19 protein-coding genes are annotated in these 17780 nt (G+C 72.7%); 8 read left to right on the top strand and 11 right to left on the bottom strand.

The genetic code is table 11. The features are described from left to right. Positions 1 to 101: 101 nt before the first annotated feature. The 3 genes from ACFW22_RS15365 to ACFW22_RS15355 form a co-directional block, all read right to left on the bottom strand. Positions 102 to 962, bottom strand: coding sequence for an ABC transporter permease (locus tag ACFW22_RS15365; RefSeq protein WP_386403639.1), 861 nt, complete (start codon positions 960 to 962; stop codon positions 102 to 104). Next, entirely contained in the window at positions 959 to 1879 is a 921-nt protein-coding gene (locus ACFW22_RS15360) for an ABC transporter ATP-binding protein (RefSeq protein ID WP_386403635.1), read from the bottom strand. Before ACFW22_RS15360 ends, ACFW22_RS15365 begins: the two co-directional genes overlap by 4 nt. A gap of 161 nt (positions 1880 to 2040) precedes the next feature. After that, complete coding sequence (locus tag ACFW22_RS15355; RefSeq protein ID WP_386403632.1) at positions 2041 to 2943, bottom strand: LysR family transcriptional regulator; 903 nt, start codon at positions 2941 to 2943, stop codon at positions 2041 to 2043. 73 nt (positions 2944 to 3016) lie between these two features. Between ACFW22_RS15355 and ACFW22_RS15350 the strand changes: the two genes are divergently transcribed. Next, positions 3017 to 4006 carry a DMT family transporter gene (locus ACFW22_RS15350; protein ID WP_386403629.1) on the top strand — a complete coding sequence of 330 codons (990 nt, stop codon included), beginning with the start codon at positions 3017 to 3019 and terminating at the stop codon, positions 4004 to 4006. An 81-nt stretch (positions 4007 to 4087) separates the two neighbouring features. Here ACFW22_RS15350 and ACFW22_RS15345 read toward each other — a convergent pair whose 3' ends face one another. Next, entirely contained in the window at positions 4088 to 5422 is a 1335-nt protein-coding gene (locus tag ACFW22_RS15345) for an aminotransferase class I/II-fold pyridoxal phosphate-dependent enzyme (RefSeq protein ID WP_386403626.1), read from the bottom strand. Between the two features lie 35 nt (positions 5423 to 5457). Between ACFW22_RS15345 and ACFW22_RS15340 the strand changes: the two genes are divergently transcribed. Further along, entirely contained in the window at positions 5458 to 6129 is a 672-nt protein-coding gene (locus tag ACFW22_RS15340; RefSeq protein WP_386403623.1) for a pyridoxamine 5'-phosphate oxidase family protein, read from the top strand. A 252-nt stretch (positions 6130 to 6381) separates the two neighbouring features. Here ACFW22_RS15340 and ACFW22_RS15335 read toward each other — a convergent pair whose 3' ends face one another. The 3 genes from ACFW22_RS15335 to ACFW22_RS15325 all read right to left on the bottom strand — a co-directional run bounded on the left by ACFW22_RS15335 (position 6382) and on the right by ACFW22_RS15325 (position 9177). Continuing rightward, positions 6382 to 7347, bottom strand: coding sequence for a DMT family transporter (locus tag ACFW22_RS15335; RefSeq protein WP_386403620.1), 966 nt, complete (start codon positions 7345 to 7347; stop codon positions 6382 to 6384). A gap of 172 nt (positions 7348 to 7519) precedes the next feature. Next, on the bottom strand, positions 7520 to 8551 hold the full coding sequence (locus ACFW22_RS15330) for a DMT family transporter (RefSeq protein ID WP_386403617.1): 1032 nt from the start codon (positions 8549 to 8551) through the stop codon (positions 7520 to 7522). Between the two features lie 41 nt (positions 8552 to 8592). Beyond that, complete coding sequence (locus ACFW22_RS15325) at positions 8593 to 9177, bottom strand: Clp protease N-terminal domain-containing protein (protein WP_386403614.1); 585 nt, start codon at positions 9175 to 9177, stop codon at positions 8593 to 8595. Between the two features lie 196 nt (positions 9178 to 9373). Here ACFW22_RS15325 and ACFW22_RS15320 point away from each other — a divergent pair, with 196 nt between their 5' ends. Both ACFW22_RS15320 and ACFW22_RS15315 read left to right on the top strand, forming a co-directional pair. Continuing rightward, entirely contained in the window at positions 9374 to 9598 is a 225-nt protein-coding gene (locus tag ACFW22_RS15320; protein ID WP_386403611.1) for a hypothetical protein, read from the top strand. Between the two features lie 69 nt (positions 9599 to 9667). After that, positions 9668 to 10096: an SRPBCC family protein gene (locus ACFW22_RS15315; protein ID WP_386403608.1), complete on the top strand. Its 429-nt coding sequence runs from the start codon at positions 9668 to 9670 to the stop codon at positions 10094 to 10096. A gap of 79 nt (positions 10097 to 10175) precedes the next feature. Here the strand turns inward: ACFW22_RS15315 and ACFW22_RS15310 are convergent, their stop codons facing one another. Beyond that, positions 10176 to 10781: a PadR family transcriptional regulator gene (locus ACFW22_RS15310; protein ID WP_386403605.1), complete on the bottom strand. Its 606-nt coding sequence runs from the start codon at positions 10779 to 10781 to the stop codon at positions 10176 to 10178. 213 nt (positions 10782 to 10994) lie between these two features. Beyond that, positions 10995 to 12200 (bottom strand): erythromycin esterase family protein, encoded by a 1206-nt coding sequence (locus ACFW22_RS15305; protein ID WP_386403602.1) that lies wholly within the window; start codon positions 12198 to 12200, stop codon positions 10995 to 10997. A 68-nt stretch (positions 12201 to 12268) separates the two neighbouring features. On the opposite strand from ACFW22_RS15305, the gene ACFW22_RS15300 reads away from it, so the two are divergent. The 4 genes from ACFW22_RS15300 (at position 12269) to ACFW22_RS15285 (ending at position 15275) form a co-directional block, all read left to right on the top strand. Beyond that, complete coding sequence (locus tag ACFW22_RS15300) at positions 12269 to 13015, top strand: TioE family transcriptional regulator (protein ID WP_386403598.1); 747 nt, start codon at positions 12269 to 12271, stop codon at positions 13013 to 13015. Beyond that, positions 12987 to 13748: a GNAT family N-acetyltransferase gene (locus tag ACFW22_RS15295; protein WP_386403595.1), complete on the top strand. Its 762-nt coding sequence runs from the start codon at positions 12987 to 12989 to the stop codon at positions 13746 to 13748. The genes ACFW22_RS15300 and ACFW22_RS15295 overlap by 29 nt, the downstream gene beginning before the upstream one ends. Positions 13749 to 13803: 55 nt before the next feature. Further along, on the top strand, positions 13804 to 14349 hold the full coding sequence (locus tag ACFW22_RS15290; protein WP_386403592.1) for a GNAT family N-acetyltransferase: 546 nt from the start codon (positions 13804 to 13806) through the stop codon (positions 14347 to 14349). A 116-nt stretch (positions 14350 to 14465) separates the two neighbouring features. Beyond that, positions 14466 to 15275 (top strand): PhzF family phenazine biosynthesis protein, encoded by an 810-nt coding sequence (locus ACFW22_RS15285; RefSeq protein WP_386403589.1) that lies wholly within the window; start codon positions 14466 to 14468, stop codon positions 15273 to 15275. 53 nt (positions 15276 to 15328) lie between these two features. Here the strand turns inward: ACFW22_RS15285 and ACFW22_RS15280 are convergent, their stop codons facing one another. Beyond that, positions 15329 to 16054 (bottom strand): CPBP family intramembrane glutamic endopeptidase, encoded by a 726-nt coding sequence (locus ACFW22_RS15280; RefSeq protein WP_386403792.1) that lies wholly within the window; start codon positions 16052 to 16054, stop codon positions 15329 to 15331. A gap of 199 nt (positions 16055 to 16253) precedes the next feature. After that, positions 16254 to 17753: a glutamate--cysteine ligase gene (locus ACFW22_RS15275; protein WP_386403586.1), complete on the bottom strand. Its 1500-nt coding sequence runs from the start codon at positions 17751 to 17753 to the stop codon at positions 16254 to 16256. Positions 17754 to 17780 lie beyond the last annotated feature (27 nt).

Here is a 17780-nt window from a genome sequence, read left to right as displayed (position 1 = left end):
CGTCGGGCAACCGCCACGGGTCCCGTTCCCCGGGAGGGCCACCTTGTCGGGCGGAACGCACCGGGCCCGGTGCACGTCCTTGGCAACCGGGCACTGCGGTCTCACAGATCGTGCCGGCGGACGGCGACCAGGGCGACGGCCACTGCGGCCAGGGGCCAAGCCGCATACACGATCCACGACCCGCTGAGGGTCGCCGGGTAGGGGGTCGATCCGAAGGGGTCGCCCATCTGCACCAGTCGTTCCCACGCACTGCGGGGCAGTGCGTGCAGGACGGCGGACGACCAGCGGTGGCGGTCGTCGAGGAGGAACGGCAGCAGCAGAAGGACGCCGGTGAACACCACGAGGGTGGTTGCGGTGTGCCGGATGAGGGCGCCGAGGCCCATCCCGACGAGCGCGCACACCGGAGCGAGCAGGGCGGACGCCGCGACGGCGCGGAGCGCGCCGGGGTGGTCGAGGGACAGGCCGATGTCCCGACCGGACAGGACGGCCTGTGTCACGCCGAAGGAGATTCCCGCGACGACCGTGCCGTAGACGAGCATGACTGCCGTCACGACGGCCGTCTTGGCCGCTAGGACCGAGCGGCGGGCCGGTACTGCCGCGAAGGTCGTGCGGATCTGTCCGGTGCCGTACTCGCCGACGATCGTCAGGGCGCCGATGCTGCCGGTGGCGAGCATCAGGACCATGCAGGCACCGGTGGTGAAGGCGTCCCGCATGGCCCAGATGGGAACGAAGAGGGCCCGGATCCCTTCGTCGTAGGTCGGCCAGTTGTGGTGGTCCGCGACGGCAGCGCTGATGTTGATGGCGATGATGACCAGCGCGCTGACCCCGAGCGCCCAGGAGAGGGACCGCAGCGACCAGAGCTTGATCCACTCGGCGGCGAGGAGGTCCCGGAAGCGGGCGCCGGGCTCGGCGGCGCGCAGGGCGGTCGGGACGGCCGTCTGCTGTGCGGTGGTCGGGGTCATCGGGATTCTCCTGCGAGGTATTCGACGCTGTCGGCGGTGAGTTCCATGAACGCCTCCTCCAGCGAGGAGCTGCGGGTGGACAACTCGACCAGCACGATGCGGTGGTGGGAGGCGAGTTCCCCGATGCGGGCCGCGCTCAGGCCGGTCACGGCCAGCCCTTCCGCTGCACCCGGGCCATCCGGCCGTACCGAAGCGCCCTCGGCTTCGAGCACGACCGCCAGGGCGGTGGGGTCGGGCGTCCGCACGGTCACGCCCTGACGGGTGCCGCGGGCCGCGAACTCCGCCACGCTCTCGTCGGCGATCAGCTCGCCCCGACCGATGACGATCAGGTGCTCGGCGGTGTTCTGCATCTCGCTCATCAGGTGGCTGGAGACGAACACGGCGCGCCCCTCGGCGGCCAGCCGCTTGAACAGGCCGCGCACCCACCGCACGCCCTCCGGGTCCAGGCCGTTGACCGGCTCGTCGAACAGCAACACCGGAGGGTCGCCGAGCAGCGCCGCGGCGATGCCGAGCCGCTGCTTCATGCCCAGGGAGAACCCACTGATGCGACGCCGGGCCGCAGGAGCCAGTCCCACCTCCTCGAGGACCTCCCCCACCCGGCGCCGCGGGATGCCGTTGCTGCGTGCCAGGGCACACAGGTGGGCCCTGGCGCTGCGACCGCCGTGGACGTCATGCGCATCGAGCAGGACACCGGCACGCCGCAGGCCGCGCGGGTGGCCACGGAACGGGTGACCGTCGATCACGGCGGTGCCGCTGGTGGGTTGGGTCAGGCCGAGGAGCATCCGCAGCGTGGTGCTCTTGCCGGCACCGTTGGGACCGAGGAACCCCGTGACGTGCCCGGGGCGCACGGTGAAGGTCAGGCCGTTGACGGCAGTGGCCCTGCCGTATCGCTTGGTCAGTTCGTTGACTTCGATCACCCGGCCAACGGTGCCGGGGAGGACGTCCGTCCGGCATCGGCCCGTCGGCTGCACTCGCGGGAGGGCGGGTATCCCGTGGGCGTACGCCCACGGGCCCGTGTTCCGCCGCCGGTCGGACGATGACGATCGCCCCGGCCCCGCCGGGCTCGCGGTGCTCCGTCTCAAGCCCCCGGCGTCCCCGCCGCGGCCCGCAGCGCGGCGACGACGGCCCGCACGGAGGGCCGCCGCCCCGCATCGCTGCGCCAGGTGGCGTAGATGTGGCGCCGCACCTTCTGCCGCACGGGCACGAAGACCACGCCCTCCGGCACCGGCCGCCCGAGCCGGGGCGTGATGCACACGCCGAGCCCCGCGGCAACGAGCGCCAGTTGGGTGTGGTGCTCACCCGCCAGATGCCCGATGCGGGGCTCGATGCCCTGCGAGCGAAGGGTGAACATCAGCCAGTCGTGGCAGAACTCGCCCTCGGGCCAGGACACCCACTCCTCGTCCGCGAAGTCCTCCAGGTCCACCGACTCCCTCTCGGCCAGCGGATGTCCGGCCGGCAGGGCCACATCGGCGGTGTCGTCGAGGAGGTGGGCCCGTTCCAGGCCTCCGGGCACCGGGGCCCGCTTGTTGCTCCAGTCCAGGACGAGGGCGAGGTCCGCGTCACCGCGCAGCACCGCGCGCACCCCCTGCTCGGGCTCCAGCTCCGTGGTGCGGACGCGGAGGTCGGGATGCCCCTCGCGCAGGGCGGCGAGCGCGGCGGGGAAGAGGCCCCGAGCCGCCGTCGGGAAGGCGGCCGCCCTCACCTCGCCGACCACTTGGCCGCGCTGGGCCTCGATGTCGGCCTGGGCCATCTGGACCTGGGACAGGATGCGGGCGGCGTGTTCGGCGAGCAGCAGTCCGGCGTCGGTGAGCCGCACGCCACGGCCGTTCTTGGCGAGGAGTTGTTGCCCGACCTCGCGCTCCAGCTTGGACAGCTGCTGGGAGACGGCCGAAGTGGTGACGTGCAGGCCGTCGGCCGCACCGCTGACGGAGCCGTGTCGTGCGAACGCGTCGAGGGTGCGGAGGCGCTCAAGGTTCAACATGTAAGAGATGCTAAGCAAAGGGGTCGAGTAATTCTCGCTTGTTCTAAGACATCGGGCCCGTCACCCTGAGTCCATGAGCACCCCCGCCCCGTCCTCCCCGCCTCCCGCCGCGCCTTCCCGACCGCTCGACTGGCGCATCCGGTTCGGCGCACTCGCCCTCGTCTGGGGCTTCAGCTTCCTCTTCATCAAGGTCGGCACGGAAGGTTTCGCCCCCCTCCAGGTCACCTTCGGACGACTGCTGTTCGGTACGGCGGTGCTCGCCGTCGCCGTGCTGGTGAAGCGCGACCGGCTGCCGCGCGGGGCCCGCGTCTGGGGACACCTGACGGTCGCCGCCCTCCTCCTCAACGCACTGCCGTTCTCCCTCTTCGCCTATGCGGAACTGACGATCCCCTCGACGCTGGCCGGCATCTGCAACGCGACGACCCCGCTCTGGGGCATGCTGCTCTCCCTCGTGGCGCTCTCCGAGGACCGCCCGAACCGGGTGCGGGCGGTCGGCCTGGGCATCGGCTTCATCGGCGTGCTCACCGTGCTCGGCGCCTGGCAGGGCTTCTCCGGCCTCGACGTGACCGGCACGTCGCTCGCCCTGGTCGCCGCCCTCAGCTACGCGGTCGGATGGATCTACGTCCGCAGGACCCTGAGCGGCACCGGCGCCTCGAACCTCTCGCTCGCCGGTTCCCAGGTGGGGCTTGCCACGCTGCAACTGGCTTTGGTCACACCACTGTTCACCACGATGCCCACTTCGGTGGAGCCACTGCCGCTGTTCGCCGTGATCGCGCTCGGCGCACTCGGGACCGGGTACGCCATGCTCCTGCAGTACGGGATCGTCGCAGAGGTCGGCCCGACGACGGCCGCCATGGTCACGTACTTCATCCCGGTGATCGCAACGGCGGCGGGCGTCGCCCTCCTCGACGAGGGGCTCACCTGGAACACCCCCGTCGGCGCGGTCGTGGTCCTGGCGGGAGCGGCCCTCACCCAGACCCGCACCTCCGGCCGCGCCTCGCGCAGGGCGGCGGTCCCGACCGCGCCCCCTCCCATCGACCGCAGGCCCACGACCCGCGTCTGAGCCGGCGGCGGACCCTGCCGGCCCCCGCACCCCGGCACGGCCCGGCCGAAGAAGGCCCTCGCGGGCGTGAGCCGGCAGGGCTCATCCGTAACTCCGCGGTGGCGCCGGAGCCACCGCACGGGCGACGGCACCGGCCAGGGACTCGACGTCCGCGGCGGAGAGGCAGGAGACGGTCAGTCGGACGGCCGGCCCCGTCTCCGTGCGGAAACGGGCACCCGGCGCCGCCGCCCAGCCGGCGGCCAGGAGCCGGGACAACGTGCCCGTTTCATCGGGGACCGGCACCCAGACGTTCATGCCGCTGCACCCGTACGCCTCGACACCGCGCCGTGCCAGGGCCCGCACGAGCCCGTCCCGCCGCTTGTCGTACGCGCGCGCGACCGCGGCCGGGTCCACCGCACCGGTGGACCAGAGGTGCACGACCGCCCGCTGGAGGAGTTTGCTGACCCAGCCGGGGCCGAGGCCCTGTCGCCCGAGCACCCGGTCCACGGTCTCGGCGTCCCCGGTGAAGGCGGCGATCCGCAGGTCCGGCCCGTAGGCCTTGGCCACCGAGCGGACGAGGACCCAGTGGTCGGTGACGCCCGCCAGCGGATGGAGGGGCTGCGCGACGATGCCCTGACCGTGGTCGTCCTCCACGAGCAGGACCGAGGAATGGGCGGCGAGGACCCGCCGCAACAACCGGGCACGCGCCTCGGTGATGCAGGCCCCGGTCGGATTCTGCGCCCGGTCCGTGAGGATCACCGCGCGCGCCCCGTCCTCCCGGATCGCACGCTCGACCCCTTCCGGCAACGGCCCCTCGTCGTCGAGCGCGACGGGCACCGGGCGCAGCCCGAGCGCGGGGACGAGGTCGAGGAGGCTTCCCCACCCCGGATCCTCGACGGCCACGGCGTCGCCGGGCCTGAGGCGGGCGACGAGCACCCGCTCGATGGCATCGAGGGAACCGGAGGCGACCCCGACGGGCCCGGCGGGCACGCCGTCCGCGTCGAAGGCGGCGCGCGCCAGCCCGCCGAACTCCTCGTCGACCGGGGCCTCTCCGTAGAGCCCGGGCAGCTCGGCGTACCGCCGGGCCACTTCCGCGAGGGCTTCGCCGAGGGGCGGCAGCAGGCCCGGGTCCGGGTTGCCCTTGCTCACGTCCCGGACCCCGGCGGGCACCTCCACGCGGAGGGAGCCGCGCGCGGTCGTGGCGGGGCGGGGGCGCACTCGGCTGCCGCGTCGCCCGTCCGTCTCGATGACCCCGCGCTCGCGCAGGGTGCGGTAGGCGGCGGCAACGGTGTTCGGGTTCACCCCGAGCGTGATCGCCAGTTCCCGCATGGGCGGCAGGGGCTGACCGGGCTCCAGGGAGCCGGACCCCACTCCGCGCTCGACGCTGGCGGCGATCTCCGATGCGCGACGACCTTCGATCCGATATTCTCCTAGCACAAACATCATTATGCACTAGTGCAATGGAGAGAGCAATGAGCGCCACCACCGACACGTACGCGACGACCGACCGGACCGTCCCCACCCGCTCCCGCGACCGCGCCTCGTACGACAGGGCCCTCGTCCACGCGATACTCGACGGGGCCCACGTCTGCCACCTCGGCTTCGTCCGCGACGGCGCCCCCGTCGTCCTCCCCACGCTCTACGCCCGGGTCGGCGAACGCCTCTACGTCCACGGATCCACCGGCTCACGGCCGCTGCGCGCGGCCGGTGACGGAGTCGCGGCCCCCGGCCTGCCGGTCTGCCTGACCGTCACGCACGTCGACGGCCTCGTGCTCGCCCGTTCCGCCTTCCACCACTCGATCAACTACCGCTCGGTCGTCGTCCACGGCAGCGCCCACCAGGTCACGGACCCCCAAGAGCTGCGGACCGCCCTGGACGCCCTCGTCGACCACGTCGTCCCCGGTCGCTCCACCGACTCCCGCCCCGCGAACGCCAAGGAGCTCGCCGCCACCGCCGTGGTCCGGATCGACCTGGACGAGGTCTCGGCGAAGGTCCGCACCGGTGGCCCCCGCGACGACGCCGAAGACCTCGGCCTCCCGCACTGGTCCGGCGTGATCCCCGTGCAGGGCGGCTACGGCACGCCGATCCCCGCCGATGACCTCGACCCGGCCATCGCCCTGCCCGACTACCTCACCGCGCGCTGAGCCGGGGAAGGGGGCACCGGCCGTACCGATCCGCCCCCGGGACGCCGCCCGCGACGAGCAGGAACGGCACGACCGGCTCGCCCGGCACGACTTCCACCACCTCGCCGTGAACGGCTCCCCTTGCACTGCACCGCGCACGCGGTCGACGCCCCCGAGGAGAAGGCCGCGCTCCTGAACCGCCGGGCAGCGCCGCCGCACGCACGGACGAGGACGGCGGGGCGCCGGACGCCGAAGCCCGCGCCCCCGGTCGCGTCACACCGCGACGGGCTCCCTCCGCCGTGCCTCCGCCGCGGTCCTGGCCTCTGCGAAGGCGAGGCCCACCACGGCGGCGAGCAGCAGCAGGGTGCCGAGCACGATCGCAACGGTGAACCGCTCCCCGAGCACCGAGACCGCGATCAGGGCCGCGCTCACCGGCTCCAAGAGCATGACCACGGAAACCGTGGCGGCCCGGACCACGGCGGCCCCGGCGAAGTACAGCGCATAGGCGAGCGCGGTCGGCACCGCTGCGACGTAGACGATCAGCAGCACCAAGGTCGCCGGCGCCTCGGAGTGCGGGACGAGCCCCTCGGCCAACGCCGCGGGCAGCAACCCGACCGCCCCGATCGCGAAGGCCCAGGTGGTCGTGGTCAGTGCGTCCGTGCCGCCGCCGGAGCGACCGAGCCACCTGGTGAGCAGGGTGGTCACCGCATACCCGGCCGCCGAGACGGCCGCGAGGACGACACCCAGCGGACGGACCTCCGCGGTCCCGCCGCCGAGGACGAGGACGAAGAGGCCGGCGAGGGCCCCGGCAACGGCGGTGACCCCGCCGCACCCGAGGCGCTCCCCCAGGGTGATCCGGGCGCCGATCGCGATCAGGACGGGGCCCGCCCCCAGGGTGACGACGGTGCCGACCGCCAGGCCGGTGGCCTCGACGGCGGCGAAGTAGCTGCTCTGGAAGACGGTGAGGCCGATCCCGGTGCCGAGGATGCGGACGACCCGTCGACCGCGCGGTTCCCCGTGCGTACGGGCGGTGGTGCGCCGGGGCCGCAACGCCAGCGCGCCGAGCAGCAGGACGAGTCCGCCGACGCAGCGCCAGAAGGAGAGGGCCAGCGGGCCCGTGTCACTGATGCGGAAGATCAGGGAGGCTGCGGCACCGGCCGTGCCCCAGGCGATGCCGGCAACGGCGAGGTAGAGGAGGCTCCGCCCGATGGACAGGGGGGATCCCGAGGAGTTCGACACGTGGGTTCTCCGTGGAAGACGGGAGGGAAGGGTGGTCGCTGGCTCCGCGCGCGGGCAGCGACGAACCGCTCGGGGGCGAGGAATCGCCCGGCCGAGCCCGGTCTTCGTCGGAGGGGCCTCCGCGCGCTAGGCGGCGGGAGGCGGAAGCACGGTCGCATGCATGGTGCGCACCCTAGGACGCGGTCCGCCCGGACGACAAGTCCGGTTCGCTTCCCGCCCCTGCTGCGGAACCGGCCTGCGCACCGCGCCCGGTGGCGGCCTCCGCCCCGGAACCGGCCACCGGGTCGGAGGGCGACGCCTTCGGCGTCGAGGACTGGGCGATGAACGCTCCAAACAGGACCACGGCACCACCGAGGATCTGCGGCGCACCCAGGTGCTCGCCGAGCAGGAACCAGGCCAGGACGGTGGCGACGACCGCTTCCAGGCAGGCCACCACGCCCGCCACCTGGGGGGAGAGCCGGCGCACCGAGACGACTCCCGTGACGTAGGCGAGGACGGTGGCCACCAGCACGATCCACCCGAGGAGCAACCATGCGGGCACGCTGACCCCGTTCATGTCGGCGCGGCCGCCGAGGACGCTCCCGTCCATCCCCCAGGGGCGGGCGACGAACGTGAGGACGAGCGCGCCGATGAGCAGTCCGTACGCGATGACGCCGAGCGGATCGGCCTGCTCGGCCCCGTCTGTGCCCTGGTCGGAGAGGACGAAGTAGCCGACCTGGCAACCGGCGGCGGCGAGGGCCAGCAGGAGGCCGACGAGGTCGAAGCTCAGCCCGGACCAGATCTGCACGACGGAGGCGAGACCGCCGACGGCGAGGACGACGCCGAGGGCTGCGGCGCGCGTGACGGGCCGGCGCTGGACGAAGCGGACCCAGCCCAGGACGAGGGCGGGCGCGAGGTACTCGACGAGCAGGGCCACGCCGACGGGTATGCGGGAGATCGAGGCGAAGTAGAAGGCCTGGACGCCCGCGACGGCGAGCAGGCCGAAGCCCAGGAGGAGGGCCGGCCTGCGCCGCAGGAGGTCCCGATGGCGCCAGGCGACCGGGAGCGTGACGAGTGCGGCGCCGGCGACCCGGAGCCACACCACGTGGAGCGGGTCGAGCCCCGCCTCGATGAGGGGCTTGGCCGCCACTCCTGAACCACCGAATGCGAAGGCCGAGGCCAGGGCGAGCCCCAGGCCGGCACTTCTCCCCTGAGACGCGTGCATCGGGTCATCATGACAGGGCGGCGTCAGGCACGTAACCCCCGTTACACCTGTTGAGACCGCACCCCGTCCGGCAGGCCCTCCGTCTCGTCGATGCGGGCGGCGAGCACCGCGGGATCGACGCCCGCGCGGCGCAGGACCTCGACGGCCCGGCTCTCGGCGTCGACGGTGAGGGCGGCGAGCAGGTCGGTCCCGCGGGCCTGCGACTCGCCGCGTGCGGCGGCCCTCCGGAAGGCGCCCTCCAGGGCGGCCGTGGCGGCCGGCGAGCAGGGGGAGTTGCGGGGGTGCGGGGCTTCGGGACCGCGTGCGGCGGGCAGCAGGCGCCGGACCGCCGATTCCTCCACCGAACCCTGCCAGCGCAACCCGTACCCGATGGACCGCTGGACGAGGTAGCCGAGCACGCGCGGGAGCCTGCCGTCCCCTTCGAGCGTGGCCCTGGCCCCGGGGTCGGACTCGACCAGCGCGTGCAGGAGGTGGGCCGTGTCGACCTGGCGGTCGCCGTCACGGAGCGCCCGGCGCCGCGCACCCGAAACGACCGCCGCGAGCGTCGGCGTCAGGAGGGGGGCGAGCTCCGCGCGCGGGGCGACGGAGGACGGGAGTGGCTGGGGGCGCGGAACGGGATGGTGCACCCTCCCACTCCATCAGGCCCGGGCAGCAGGAACATCACCGGGGAGGAGCATCTCCGCGTCCCACGGGGGGTGGGCACGGACGCACGGCTCCTCCTCCTTGCGGATGAGATCGCGCGCGTAGCCCCCGAGGGGCGCGCGCCGCCTTGCCTCACGCCCCCGCTGCAACCACGGCTCCGCCTCCGCTCGTCCTCCTGTCGTGTTCTGGATGGTGGCACTGCCCGCACGCGACGGCCGGCAGTACGTGTACCGGGTGTACGCGCCCCGGGAAGCACTGCCGGCCGATCTGTTCTGGGCGGCGTTCCACTGCCACGAGGAGGACGGCGCGCCCCGCGCCTCGGACAGCTTCGACGCGGCAGAGATCTGGTGGTTCGGCGACGGGACGGACCCCGCGACCACCGGACTGACGGTTCGTCACCATTGAATGTTCGCGCCCCGCCCGCTACGTTCCGCGACACCGGAACCCAGTGGGCACGCGCGAAGGGGTGGTCTCATGGCCGAAGTCACTGCGGAGGCACGGATCGGGGCACCGGTCGGGAAGGTCTGGGCACGGCTCATGGACTTCCCCTCGTACGGGGACTGGAACGCCACCCACACCGACTTCCCGGGAGGCGGTCCGACCGCCCTGGAGGCGGGCGCCACCTTCACGGAGAACATGAAGCTGATGGGCTTTCCCGCCGAAGTGCTCTGGACGATCGAGGAGTTGGAGACCGAGCGCGCGTTCGCGATCAGGGGGAAGGGCCCGATGGGGGTCACCGTCGCCACGCGCTACGCCCTGGCGGCGGAGGGCGGCACGACGGCGGTGCGGATCGACGGGGAGTTCACCGGCGCGGCCGTCTCCCTGATGGCGGGCAAACTGCGGGACTCGGCAACGGCGGCGCTGAGCGAGTCCCTGCGCAAGCTGGCCGCCCTGGTGGACTGAACCGGGGCGCCGGGGAGGGCACCGGAAACGGCGTCGGGGCCCGCGGCGAACGCCACGGACCCCGACGGACCTCCACGCCTCAGCCCTCGTCGGCCAGGATCAGGTACAGCTTCTTGCGGGCCTCGTTGATCACGGCGACCGCCTTCTGCCGCTGCTCGGTGCTCCCGGTCTTCCACACCTGCCCGAACGCCTCCATCAGACCGAAGCCGGCCTGCCGGATCTCATTGACGGCTTCCCAGTCGACCCCCCGCCCGGCCTCTTCCCACGGCGCCTCGGGCCCCTGATCGGCCTCGGCCCGCCCGGATTCGGTGAGCGTGAACAGCTTCTTGCCGCCTTCGCTCGCGCTGATGATCAGCCCTTCGTCCTCCAGCATCTGGAGGGTCGGGTAGACCGAACCAGGACTGGGCTTCCAGGCCCCGTCACTGCGCTCGCCGATCTCCCGGATCATCTCGTACCCGTGCATCGGACGGTCCTTGAGGAGGGCCAGGATCGAAGCGCGCACGTCGCCGCGCCGCGCACGACCCCGACCGCCGCCGCGACCCCGGCCGCCGCCGAAGGGCCCGCCGCCGAACCCGGGCCCGAACGGCCCGAACGCGGCGCGCCGCCCCTCGAAGTCCCCCCGGGGTCCGGGGCCGCAGCCTCCACGGCCGTGCCCGTTTCCGTACTCGTGTCCATGTGAACGCATCGCAACGCTCCTTTCACCAGATACTCATCGACGAACCATCGCGATGCTTCAACGATATATCGGAACTGTTCATCGAACAAGACTCACGACCATGCGGGCCCTCGCACCTCCGGGAGGGGCGCAACCTTTGTGCACGGGTCGCACGCCTCGGGTCCGCACGCAAGGGTTGCCCGCACCTCGGGAGAGGAACATCCGCGAGCCGGCCCCGCCGCGTCAGCCCCGTCGCACGACGTCCTTCACGAACACGAGGCCGTCCGTCACCTCCAGGTGCTCCGGGTCCAGTGGCGCGTAGCCGAACCAGGGGGACGCCCGGGGAACGGGCGGTGCATCGGCGAGGAGGGTCGCCAACCGGCGGGCGTCGACCAGGCAGCGGTCGTCCGGCAGCGCGTACAAGCGCCCCTCGACGCTGTCCGGCGGCGGCACGCCCACCCCCTGGTGCCGGATCGTCCCCAGGGCCATGGCCACGAAGGCGTATTCCTCGCCCAGTTCGGCACTCGCCCGCGCTCCCGCGCTCCACCACTCCAGCGGCGCACCGCCCATCCGCATCGAACTCTTCGCCCGCTGGAGGTGGGCGTGATGGGCGTAGACGAAGGCCGGACCGCGGGCGGCGATCGCAAGGAGGTTCTGGGCCATCATCCGGTCCCGCACGGCGACCAGCCGGGCCAGACGGGTCGGCGAGGCCTCGGCCATCCCGTGGTGGTAGTGCAGCAGGCCGAGCGCGGCACGCCCGTACAGACGCGCCCGCTCCAAGCCGTTCCGGGAGTCGACGGCGATCAGATGGGGCGCCTGATCGTCGAGGAGCCCCACCAACTCGTCTGCGAGCAAGCGCAATTCACGGGCCCCGACGGTCCGGCCCACCGACCGGGCGGGATCGTGCATCACGGCGGGGTCGGTCCACCGCCCGTCGGCGCCGATCAGGGCGTCGAGGACCTCCGCACCGCAGGGGAGCAGGTCCTCGTCCACCCGGGCCGCCAGATAGGCGTGGAGTGCGGTGAGGGCCTGCCGGGGACTCTCGGCGCCGCTGATCTCCAGCGGGCCGTCGAAACCGGCGAAGTGGATGTGCTCGGAGGCGGGCCGGCCCTCGTTGTGGGCACGCATCCAACGCACCAGTTCCCGATTGGCTCCGGAGGCGCCCCAGCCGTGACTGAACCCGTGTTCCACGACCTCGTCGAGGGTGCCCGTGCCGGAGGTGATGTGGTCCTCCACGAGCAGCCCCCGCAGGCAGTCGGTCTCGATCGCGATCGTCCGGTAGCCCTGCTCCTCGACGAGTTGCCGGAAGAGGTCGTTGCGGAGGTCGAGCAGGGAGTCCTCGCCGTGGGTGGGCTCCCCCAGGGCGAGGAGCCGGGGCTTGGCGGGGAACAGCCGCATGACGGCGGCAGCCCCCACGGCATGAACGGCGTCCTTGATGTCGGTCGTCATTCCCTCAACGCTATCGCTGAACAATCGGTTGAAACTTTTCCGCGCTTTCCTTCGCTATCTTCGGCTCCATGGGAAGAAAACCTCAAAGCAGCGAGAAGCTGAGACCGGTCGATCTGGCGCGTGAGCACGGCCTGTCGACGCAGGCGGTCAGGAATTACGAGGAGGCCGGCATCCTTCCGGCCGCCGACCGCACCTCCAGCGGCTACCGCACCTACACCCCGCTGCACGCGTGCGCCCTGCGGACGTTCCTCGCCCTCCTGCCGGGGCACGGCCACCGGGCGACGACGGCGATCATGCAGGCGGTGAACCGGGGCGCGACCGACGAGGCACTCCGCCTCGTCGACGAGGGCCACGCCCAACTCCTGGACGACCGGCAGACCCTTCGGGCCGTGACGGGCGCCCTCCGTGACGTGCAGCCCTCCGCCGGCCCCCCACGGGGCGCGACGTCCGGGCCCGGCGGCACGTTCATCGGGCCGCTGGCCGGAAGGCTCGGCGTCCGCCCGGCGACGCTGCGCGCCTGGGAGCGGGCCGGCCTGGTGCTCCCGCACCGCGATCCGAAGACCGGCTACCGCGTGTACGACGGGGCAGCCGTACGGGACGCCCGACTGACCCACCAACTCCGTCGGGGCGGATACCTGTTGGAACAGATTGCTCCGCTGATCGCCCAAGTGCGGTCGGCAGGCGGCCTGAAACCGCTGGCAGCCGCGCTCGACGACTGGCAGGATCGGCTCTCGGCCCGCGGGCGGGCGATGTTGACCGGGGCCGCGGCGCTGGAGGCGTACCTCCGTGCGCGCGAACGAGGCCGCTCCAGCTGACGGGATCGACGCCGTGCCGACGCATTCGCTCCTGGGCAGGGCCCAGGAGCTGTGGGAGGAACTGGCCCACGCACCAGGGGCTTTCGTGCCCCACACCGTGCGCGTGATCGTTTCCCCGGATGCGGGGCTGTGCCCACCCGGCTGGGGCGGCGTGGTCGCGCTCGGAGGCTCGGCCGTCGTGACCGTGCCGAGCGAGCGCACGGCCGCGGCGGTACGCACCGCCCTGTCGGACCTCCCCGCGGCGGCCCTCACGGACCCCGCCTCCGTGAGCGCGGTGCTCCCCGTGACCGGGATCCTCGGACCCGCCACCCTGGCGTACGCCTCCCCGGAGGGGTTCCGGCCGGCCGTCGACGCGTCCTCGGCCGTGGAGCGGCTGCCGGCCGACCACCCCGCACTCAGGCTCCTGGAGGAGGAAGCCGGCCGGAGCGACTCCGCGGAGGCCTCACTGGGCGAGATCACCTCGTCCGCCTTCGTGGTCCGCGAGCGCGGCCGGGTGGTGGCCGCAGCCGGCCATCGGACCTGGCCGTGCCGAACGGCCCACATCAGCGTGCTGACGGCCCCGGGCTCGCGCGGCCGTGGCCTCGCCCGGACGGCCGCCTCGGCCGTCGTCGCCGAGGCCCTCTCCGCGGAGCTGCTGCCACAGTGGCGCGCCCGTTCCCCTGCCTCACGACGGGTCGCCGCCGCACTGGGCTTCGAGGAGTTGGGTACCCAACTCTCCTTCGCGCTCTCCTGACCGCCCCCTCCGTCCACGAACCGCCCCGCACCCCGGGCCTGCGACACTCTTGGCCATGACAGCCGAGGCCCTGCCGCTCTTCACCCAGTTCACCGCCCCCGCATCGGTGCCCGTCGGACTCCTGACGGGCCTCGCCGACTGCTGGACCGAGGTGAGCGACGCAGGTGGAGCCGCCGGTTTCCCCTTCCCACCGGTGGATCCCGCCGCGGTCGCCGCCGCGGTCGACCGGATCGTCACGGGACTCGACCCGGTGCGCTGCCGTCTCCTCGTCGCCACCGTCGACGGCGCCCTGGCGGGTTGGCTGTGCCTCCGCCGCGACCCTGATCCGCTGGTCGCCCACTGGGGCACCCTGCACCACGTCCAGACCCGCCTCGGAGTCCGCGGCCGCGGCATCGGTGCGGGCCTGGTGCGGCGCGCCCGGGAGATCGCCCGCGACGAGATGGGCTTGGAGCAGTTGAGGCTGGCGGCACGCGGTGGCAGCGGACTCGAAGCGTTCTACGGCCGGCTCGGCTGGCGCGAGGCCGGTCGCTGGCCCAGGGCCCTGCGGCTGTCCGCCGAGGACCACCGCGACGAGGTCCTCATGGTGCTGACGCCCCTGTGACCCGGCCGGGAGCGCCGCCGGGGGCTTCCTCCCCGCCCTGACGGCCGGGACGAAGCGGTCCAGTTCTCGGCGATTGGCCTTGGTCCGCCTTTTTCCGTGCCCGGTACGGTCACGGCATGCGCATCCGAATCGTTGACGCCTTCACCGACCAGCCCTTCTCCGGCAACCCGGCCGGCGTCCTGCTCCTCGACTCCTTCCCGGACGACGCCTGGCTCCAGAAGGTCGCCGCCGAGGTCAACCTCTCCGAGACGGCCTTCGCCCACCCGCTGCCCGGCGGCGGTGGGGCCGACTGGGCCCTGCGCTGGTTCACGCCCACCACCGAGGTCGACATGTGCGGCCACGCCACCCTGGCCACCGCCCACGTCCTGCACTCCACCGGAACCGCGAGCGGCAGCGTCCGCTTCACGGCCCGCTGTGGCGTGCTGATCACCACGGCCGAGGCCGACGGCACGATCACCATGGACTTCCCCACCTCTTCGCTCGCTCCGGTGCCCGTCCCCGAGGGCTTGGAGAAGGCGCTCGGCGCCGAAGTCCTCGCCGTCCACGACACGGCCGCCCACATCGGCGACCTGCTCGTCGAGCTGCGTGACGAGGCGGCCGTCCGCTCGCTCGCTCCTGACCTCGCCGCCCTCAAGGGCCTCTCCTCGCGCGGGGTCATCGCCACCGCCGCCGCCGAACGTCCGGACAGCGGGTACGACTTCGTATCGCGCGGTTTCTTCCCCGCCGTAGGCATCGACGAGGACCCGGTGACGGGCAGCGCCCACACCGCCCTCGCCCCGTACTGGTCGGCCAGGTTCGGCCGGGAGGACCTCACCGGCTTCCAGGGCGGAGCCCGCACGGGCCGCGTCCGCACCCGTCTGCGCGGTGAGCGCACCCTGCTGAACGGCCATGCCGTCACCGTCATCGAGGGCGAGCTGAACGCCTGACCGGGAGGGCCCTCGGGGACGGGGCGCACGGCTCGGCCGCAGCCCCGTCCCCGTCACGCGGTCGGCAGCCAATCCACCTTCCCGGCCAGCAGGCCGTATCCCACGAAGGCCACGATGTCGAGCAGCGCGTGCGCCACGACCAGCGGCCCGACCCGTCCCCACCTGCGGTACAGCAGCACGAAGACCACGCCCATGACCACGTTGCCGAGGAAGCCGCCGATCCCCTGGTAGAGGTGGTACGAGCCGCGCAACACCGAGCTCGCCACCAGCGCGGCCATCGGCGACCACCCCAACTGGCCCAGCCTGCGCAGCAGGTAGCCGACGACGATGACCTCCTCCAGGACGGCGTTCTGCACCGCCGAGAGGATGAGCACCGGGTACTTCCACCACACGTCGGGCAGGGACTCCGGCACCACCGTCAGGTTGAACCCGGACGCCCGTGCCGCCAGGTAGAAGGCGAGGCCCGCGCTCCCGATGCCCGCCGCGACCAGTGCACCCCGTCCGAGGTCGAACCACGGCCGGGTCCGGTCGAAGCCGATGGCCCGCAGCCCTGCGCCCTCCCGCAGCAGCAGATGGGCGACGAGCACCACCGGGACGAGCGCCGTGGCGATGCCGAAGAGTTGCCAGGACAGGTCGAGCCAGGGTCGCCCCGGCGCGTACGAGCCGTTCAGCGTCGCCGCCTGCTCCTTCAGCGAGCCCGGTTTGGTCAGCGAGCCGATGAAGCTGATGAGCGAGGACACCGCGCTCGCTCCCAACGAGAGCGCGAGCACGATGAGCATCTCGGAGCGCAGCACACCGCGCGGCAGGCCGTCGGGGGGCGGGGCGGCATCCCTCAGTTCCTTCTCCGACACCACACCTGTCTCCACTTCCCCGTCGCGGGCACACGCCGTTCCGGTGGCCCCACGTCCGGGACCACCTTGACATGATCACCCATCGCCGGGCGGGGATGCCCGGGGCGGGGCCCGATCCGGAACGGGGTCAGTCGATCCCCACCGGCCAGGTGTGCACCGGCTCGCCCGTGAGCATCAGCTCCCGGTAGCGCCGGGTCATCGCCGCGAGCGCCGCCTCGCGGTCGAGGCCCGCGTCCAGGGCGCGGTGGAAGGTGTCGGCCTGCCAGGAGGCCCCGTTCACCCGCCGCAGACAACGTTGCTCGATGACGCCGAGGTAGAAGTCCCGGTCCGCCGGCTCCACGTGCCAGGAGTCGAGGCCCGCCGCCGCCAGCGGCAGCAGCTCGTCGAGGACGAGCCGGACGGCCGGCAGGCTCGCGACGCCGCCCGCGCGTCCCGCACGGGGCCAGCGCAGCTCCGCCTCGATGCCGTGGCGGCAGGCGGCGTCGAAGTTGGCCTCGGCATCCTGGAAGGCCATCCGCTTCCAGACGGGCCGGGAGTCCTCGGCGAGCGAGCGGACGAGGCCGTAGTAGAAGGCGGCGTTGGCGATCACGTCGGTGACGGTGGGGCCGGCAGGCAGCACCCGGTTCTCGACGCGCAGGTGCGGGACCCCGTCGACCCAGCCGTACACCGGCCTGTTCCAGCGGTAGACGGTGCCGTTGTGCAGGACCAGTTCCTGGAGGCGCGGCACCCCTCCCCGGTCGAGCACGAGCAGCGGGTCCTCCTCGTCGCAGAGGGGCAGCAGCGCCGGGAAGTAGCGGACGTTCTCCTCGAAGAGGTCGTACACCGAGTCCACCCAGCGCTCCCCGAACCAGGTCCGCGGTCGTACGCCCTGCGATTGCAGCTCGGGCGGACGGGTGTCGGTGGCCTGCTGGAAGAGCGGCGGCCTGGACTCGCGCCACAGCTCGCGGCCGAAGACGAAGGGGGCGTTGGCGCCGAGCGCTATCTGGACGCCCGACACGGCCTGCGCCGCGTTCCACACGGCGGCGAACCGGGTGGGGGTCACCTGGAGGTGCAACTGCACCGAGGTGCAGGCCGCCTCGGGCACGATCGACTCCGTCGTGCACAGCAGTCGTTCGACGCCGTGGATGTCGAGGGTGAAGTCCTCGCCGCGGGCGGCGAGGATCTGGTCGTTGAGCAGCGTGTAGCGGTCGTTGGCCGACAGGTTCGCGGGAACCAGGTCGGACTGTGCGAGCGTGGGCAGAATGCCGATCATGACGACCCCGGCATCGAGTTCCGCGGCTTTGCGGTCGGCGTATCCGATGCCGGTTCCGATCTCCTCCGCCAGCCGGTCGAAAACCCGCCCGCCGAGCTGGTGGGGCGCGATGTTGACTTCCAGGTTGAACATTCCGAGTTCCGTCTGGAAATCAGCGCTGGCGATCTTTTCGAGAACCGGCCCGTTCAACATGCGGGGCAGCCCGTCGGCACCGGCGAGATTGAGTTCGATCTCCACGCCCATGAGATTGCGCGGCCGATCGAACCGCTTCTCCGCCAGCAGACGCGCGAGTCCCGCGAGGCACTGCTGGAGTTTCCTCCGGTACTGCTGCCGATCCGACGGACCGAACCCGTCGGCCACGACCTTCTCCCCCATCGAAGCGTCCCTCCCCGAGTGGGCAGC

The organism is Streptomyces sp. NPDC058872 (genome assembly GCF_042743065.1).
In the GTDB taxonomy this organism is placed as follows: Bacteria; Actinomycetota; Actinomycetes; order Streptomycetales; family Streptomycetaceae; genus Streptomyces.
This window is presented reverse-complemented; position numbering and strand designations above follow the sequence as displayed.

Excerpts from the sequence above, each read along its gene's own strand:
- ACFW22_RS15315 (WP_386403608.1), top strand. The coding sequence starts at position 9,668 with ATGGCCGAAGTCACTGCGGAGGCACGGATCGGGGCACCGGTCGGGAAG.
- ACFW22_RS15275 (WP_386403586.1), bottom strand. The coding sequence starts at position 17,753 with ATGGGGGAGAAGGTCGTGGCCGACGGGTTCGGTCCGTCGGATCGGCAG.
- ACFW22_RS15300 (WP_386403598.1), top strand. The coding sequence starts at position 12,269 with ATGGGAAGAAAACCTCAAAGCAGCGAGAAGCTGAGACCGGTCGATCTG.
- ACFW22_RS15355 (WP_386403632.1), bottom strand. The coding sequence starts at position 2,943 with ATGTTGAACCTTGAGCGCCTCCGCACCCTCGACGCGTTCGCACGACAC.
- ACFW22_RS15290 (WP_386403592.1), top strand. The coding sequence starts at position 13,804 with ATGACAGCCGAGGCCCTGCCGCTCTTCACCCAGTTCACCGCCCCCGCA.
- ACFW22_RS15280 (WP_386403792.1), bottom strand. The coding sequence starts at position 16,054 with ATGCTCATCGTGCTCGCGCTCTCGTTGGGAGCGAGCGCGGTGTCCTCG.
- ACFW22_RS15340 (WP_386403623.1), top strand. The coding sequence starts at position 5,458 with ATGAGCGCCACCACCGACACGTACGCGACGACCGACCGGACCGTCCCC.
- ACFW22_RS15285 (WP_386403589.1), top strand. The coding sequence starts at position 14,466 with ATGCGCATCCGAATCGTTGACGCCTTCACCGACCAGCCCTTCTCCGGC.
- ACFW22_RS15305 (WP_386403602.1), bottom strand. The coding sequence starts at position 12,200 with ATGACGACCGACATCAAGGACGCCGTTCATGCCGTGGGGGCTGCCGCC.
- ACFW22_RS15365 (WP_386403639.1), bottom strand. The coding sequence starts at position 962 with ATGACCCCGACCACCGCACAGCAGACGGCCGTCCCGACCGCCCTGCGC.
- ACFW22_RS15330 (WP_386403617.1), bottom strand. The coding sequence starts at position 8,551 with ATGCACGCGTCTCAGGGGAGAAGTGCCGGCCTGGGGCTCGCCCTGGCC.
- ACFW22_RS15350 (WP_386403629.1), top strand. The coding sequence starts at position 3,017 with ATGAGCACCCCCGCCCCGTCCTCCCCGCCTCCCGCCGCGCCTTCCCGA.
- ACFW22_RS15310 (WP_386403605.1), bottom strand. The coding sequence starts at position 10,781 with ATGCGTTCACATGGACACGAGTACGGAAACGGGCACGGCCGTGGAGGC.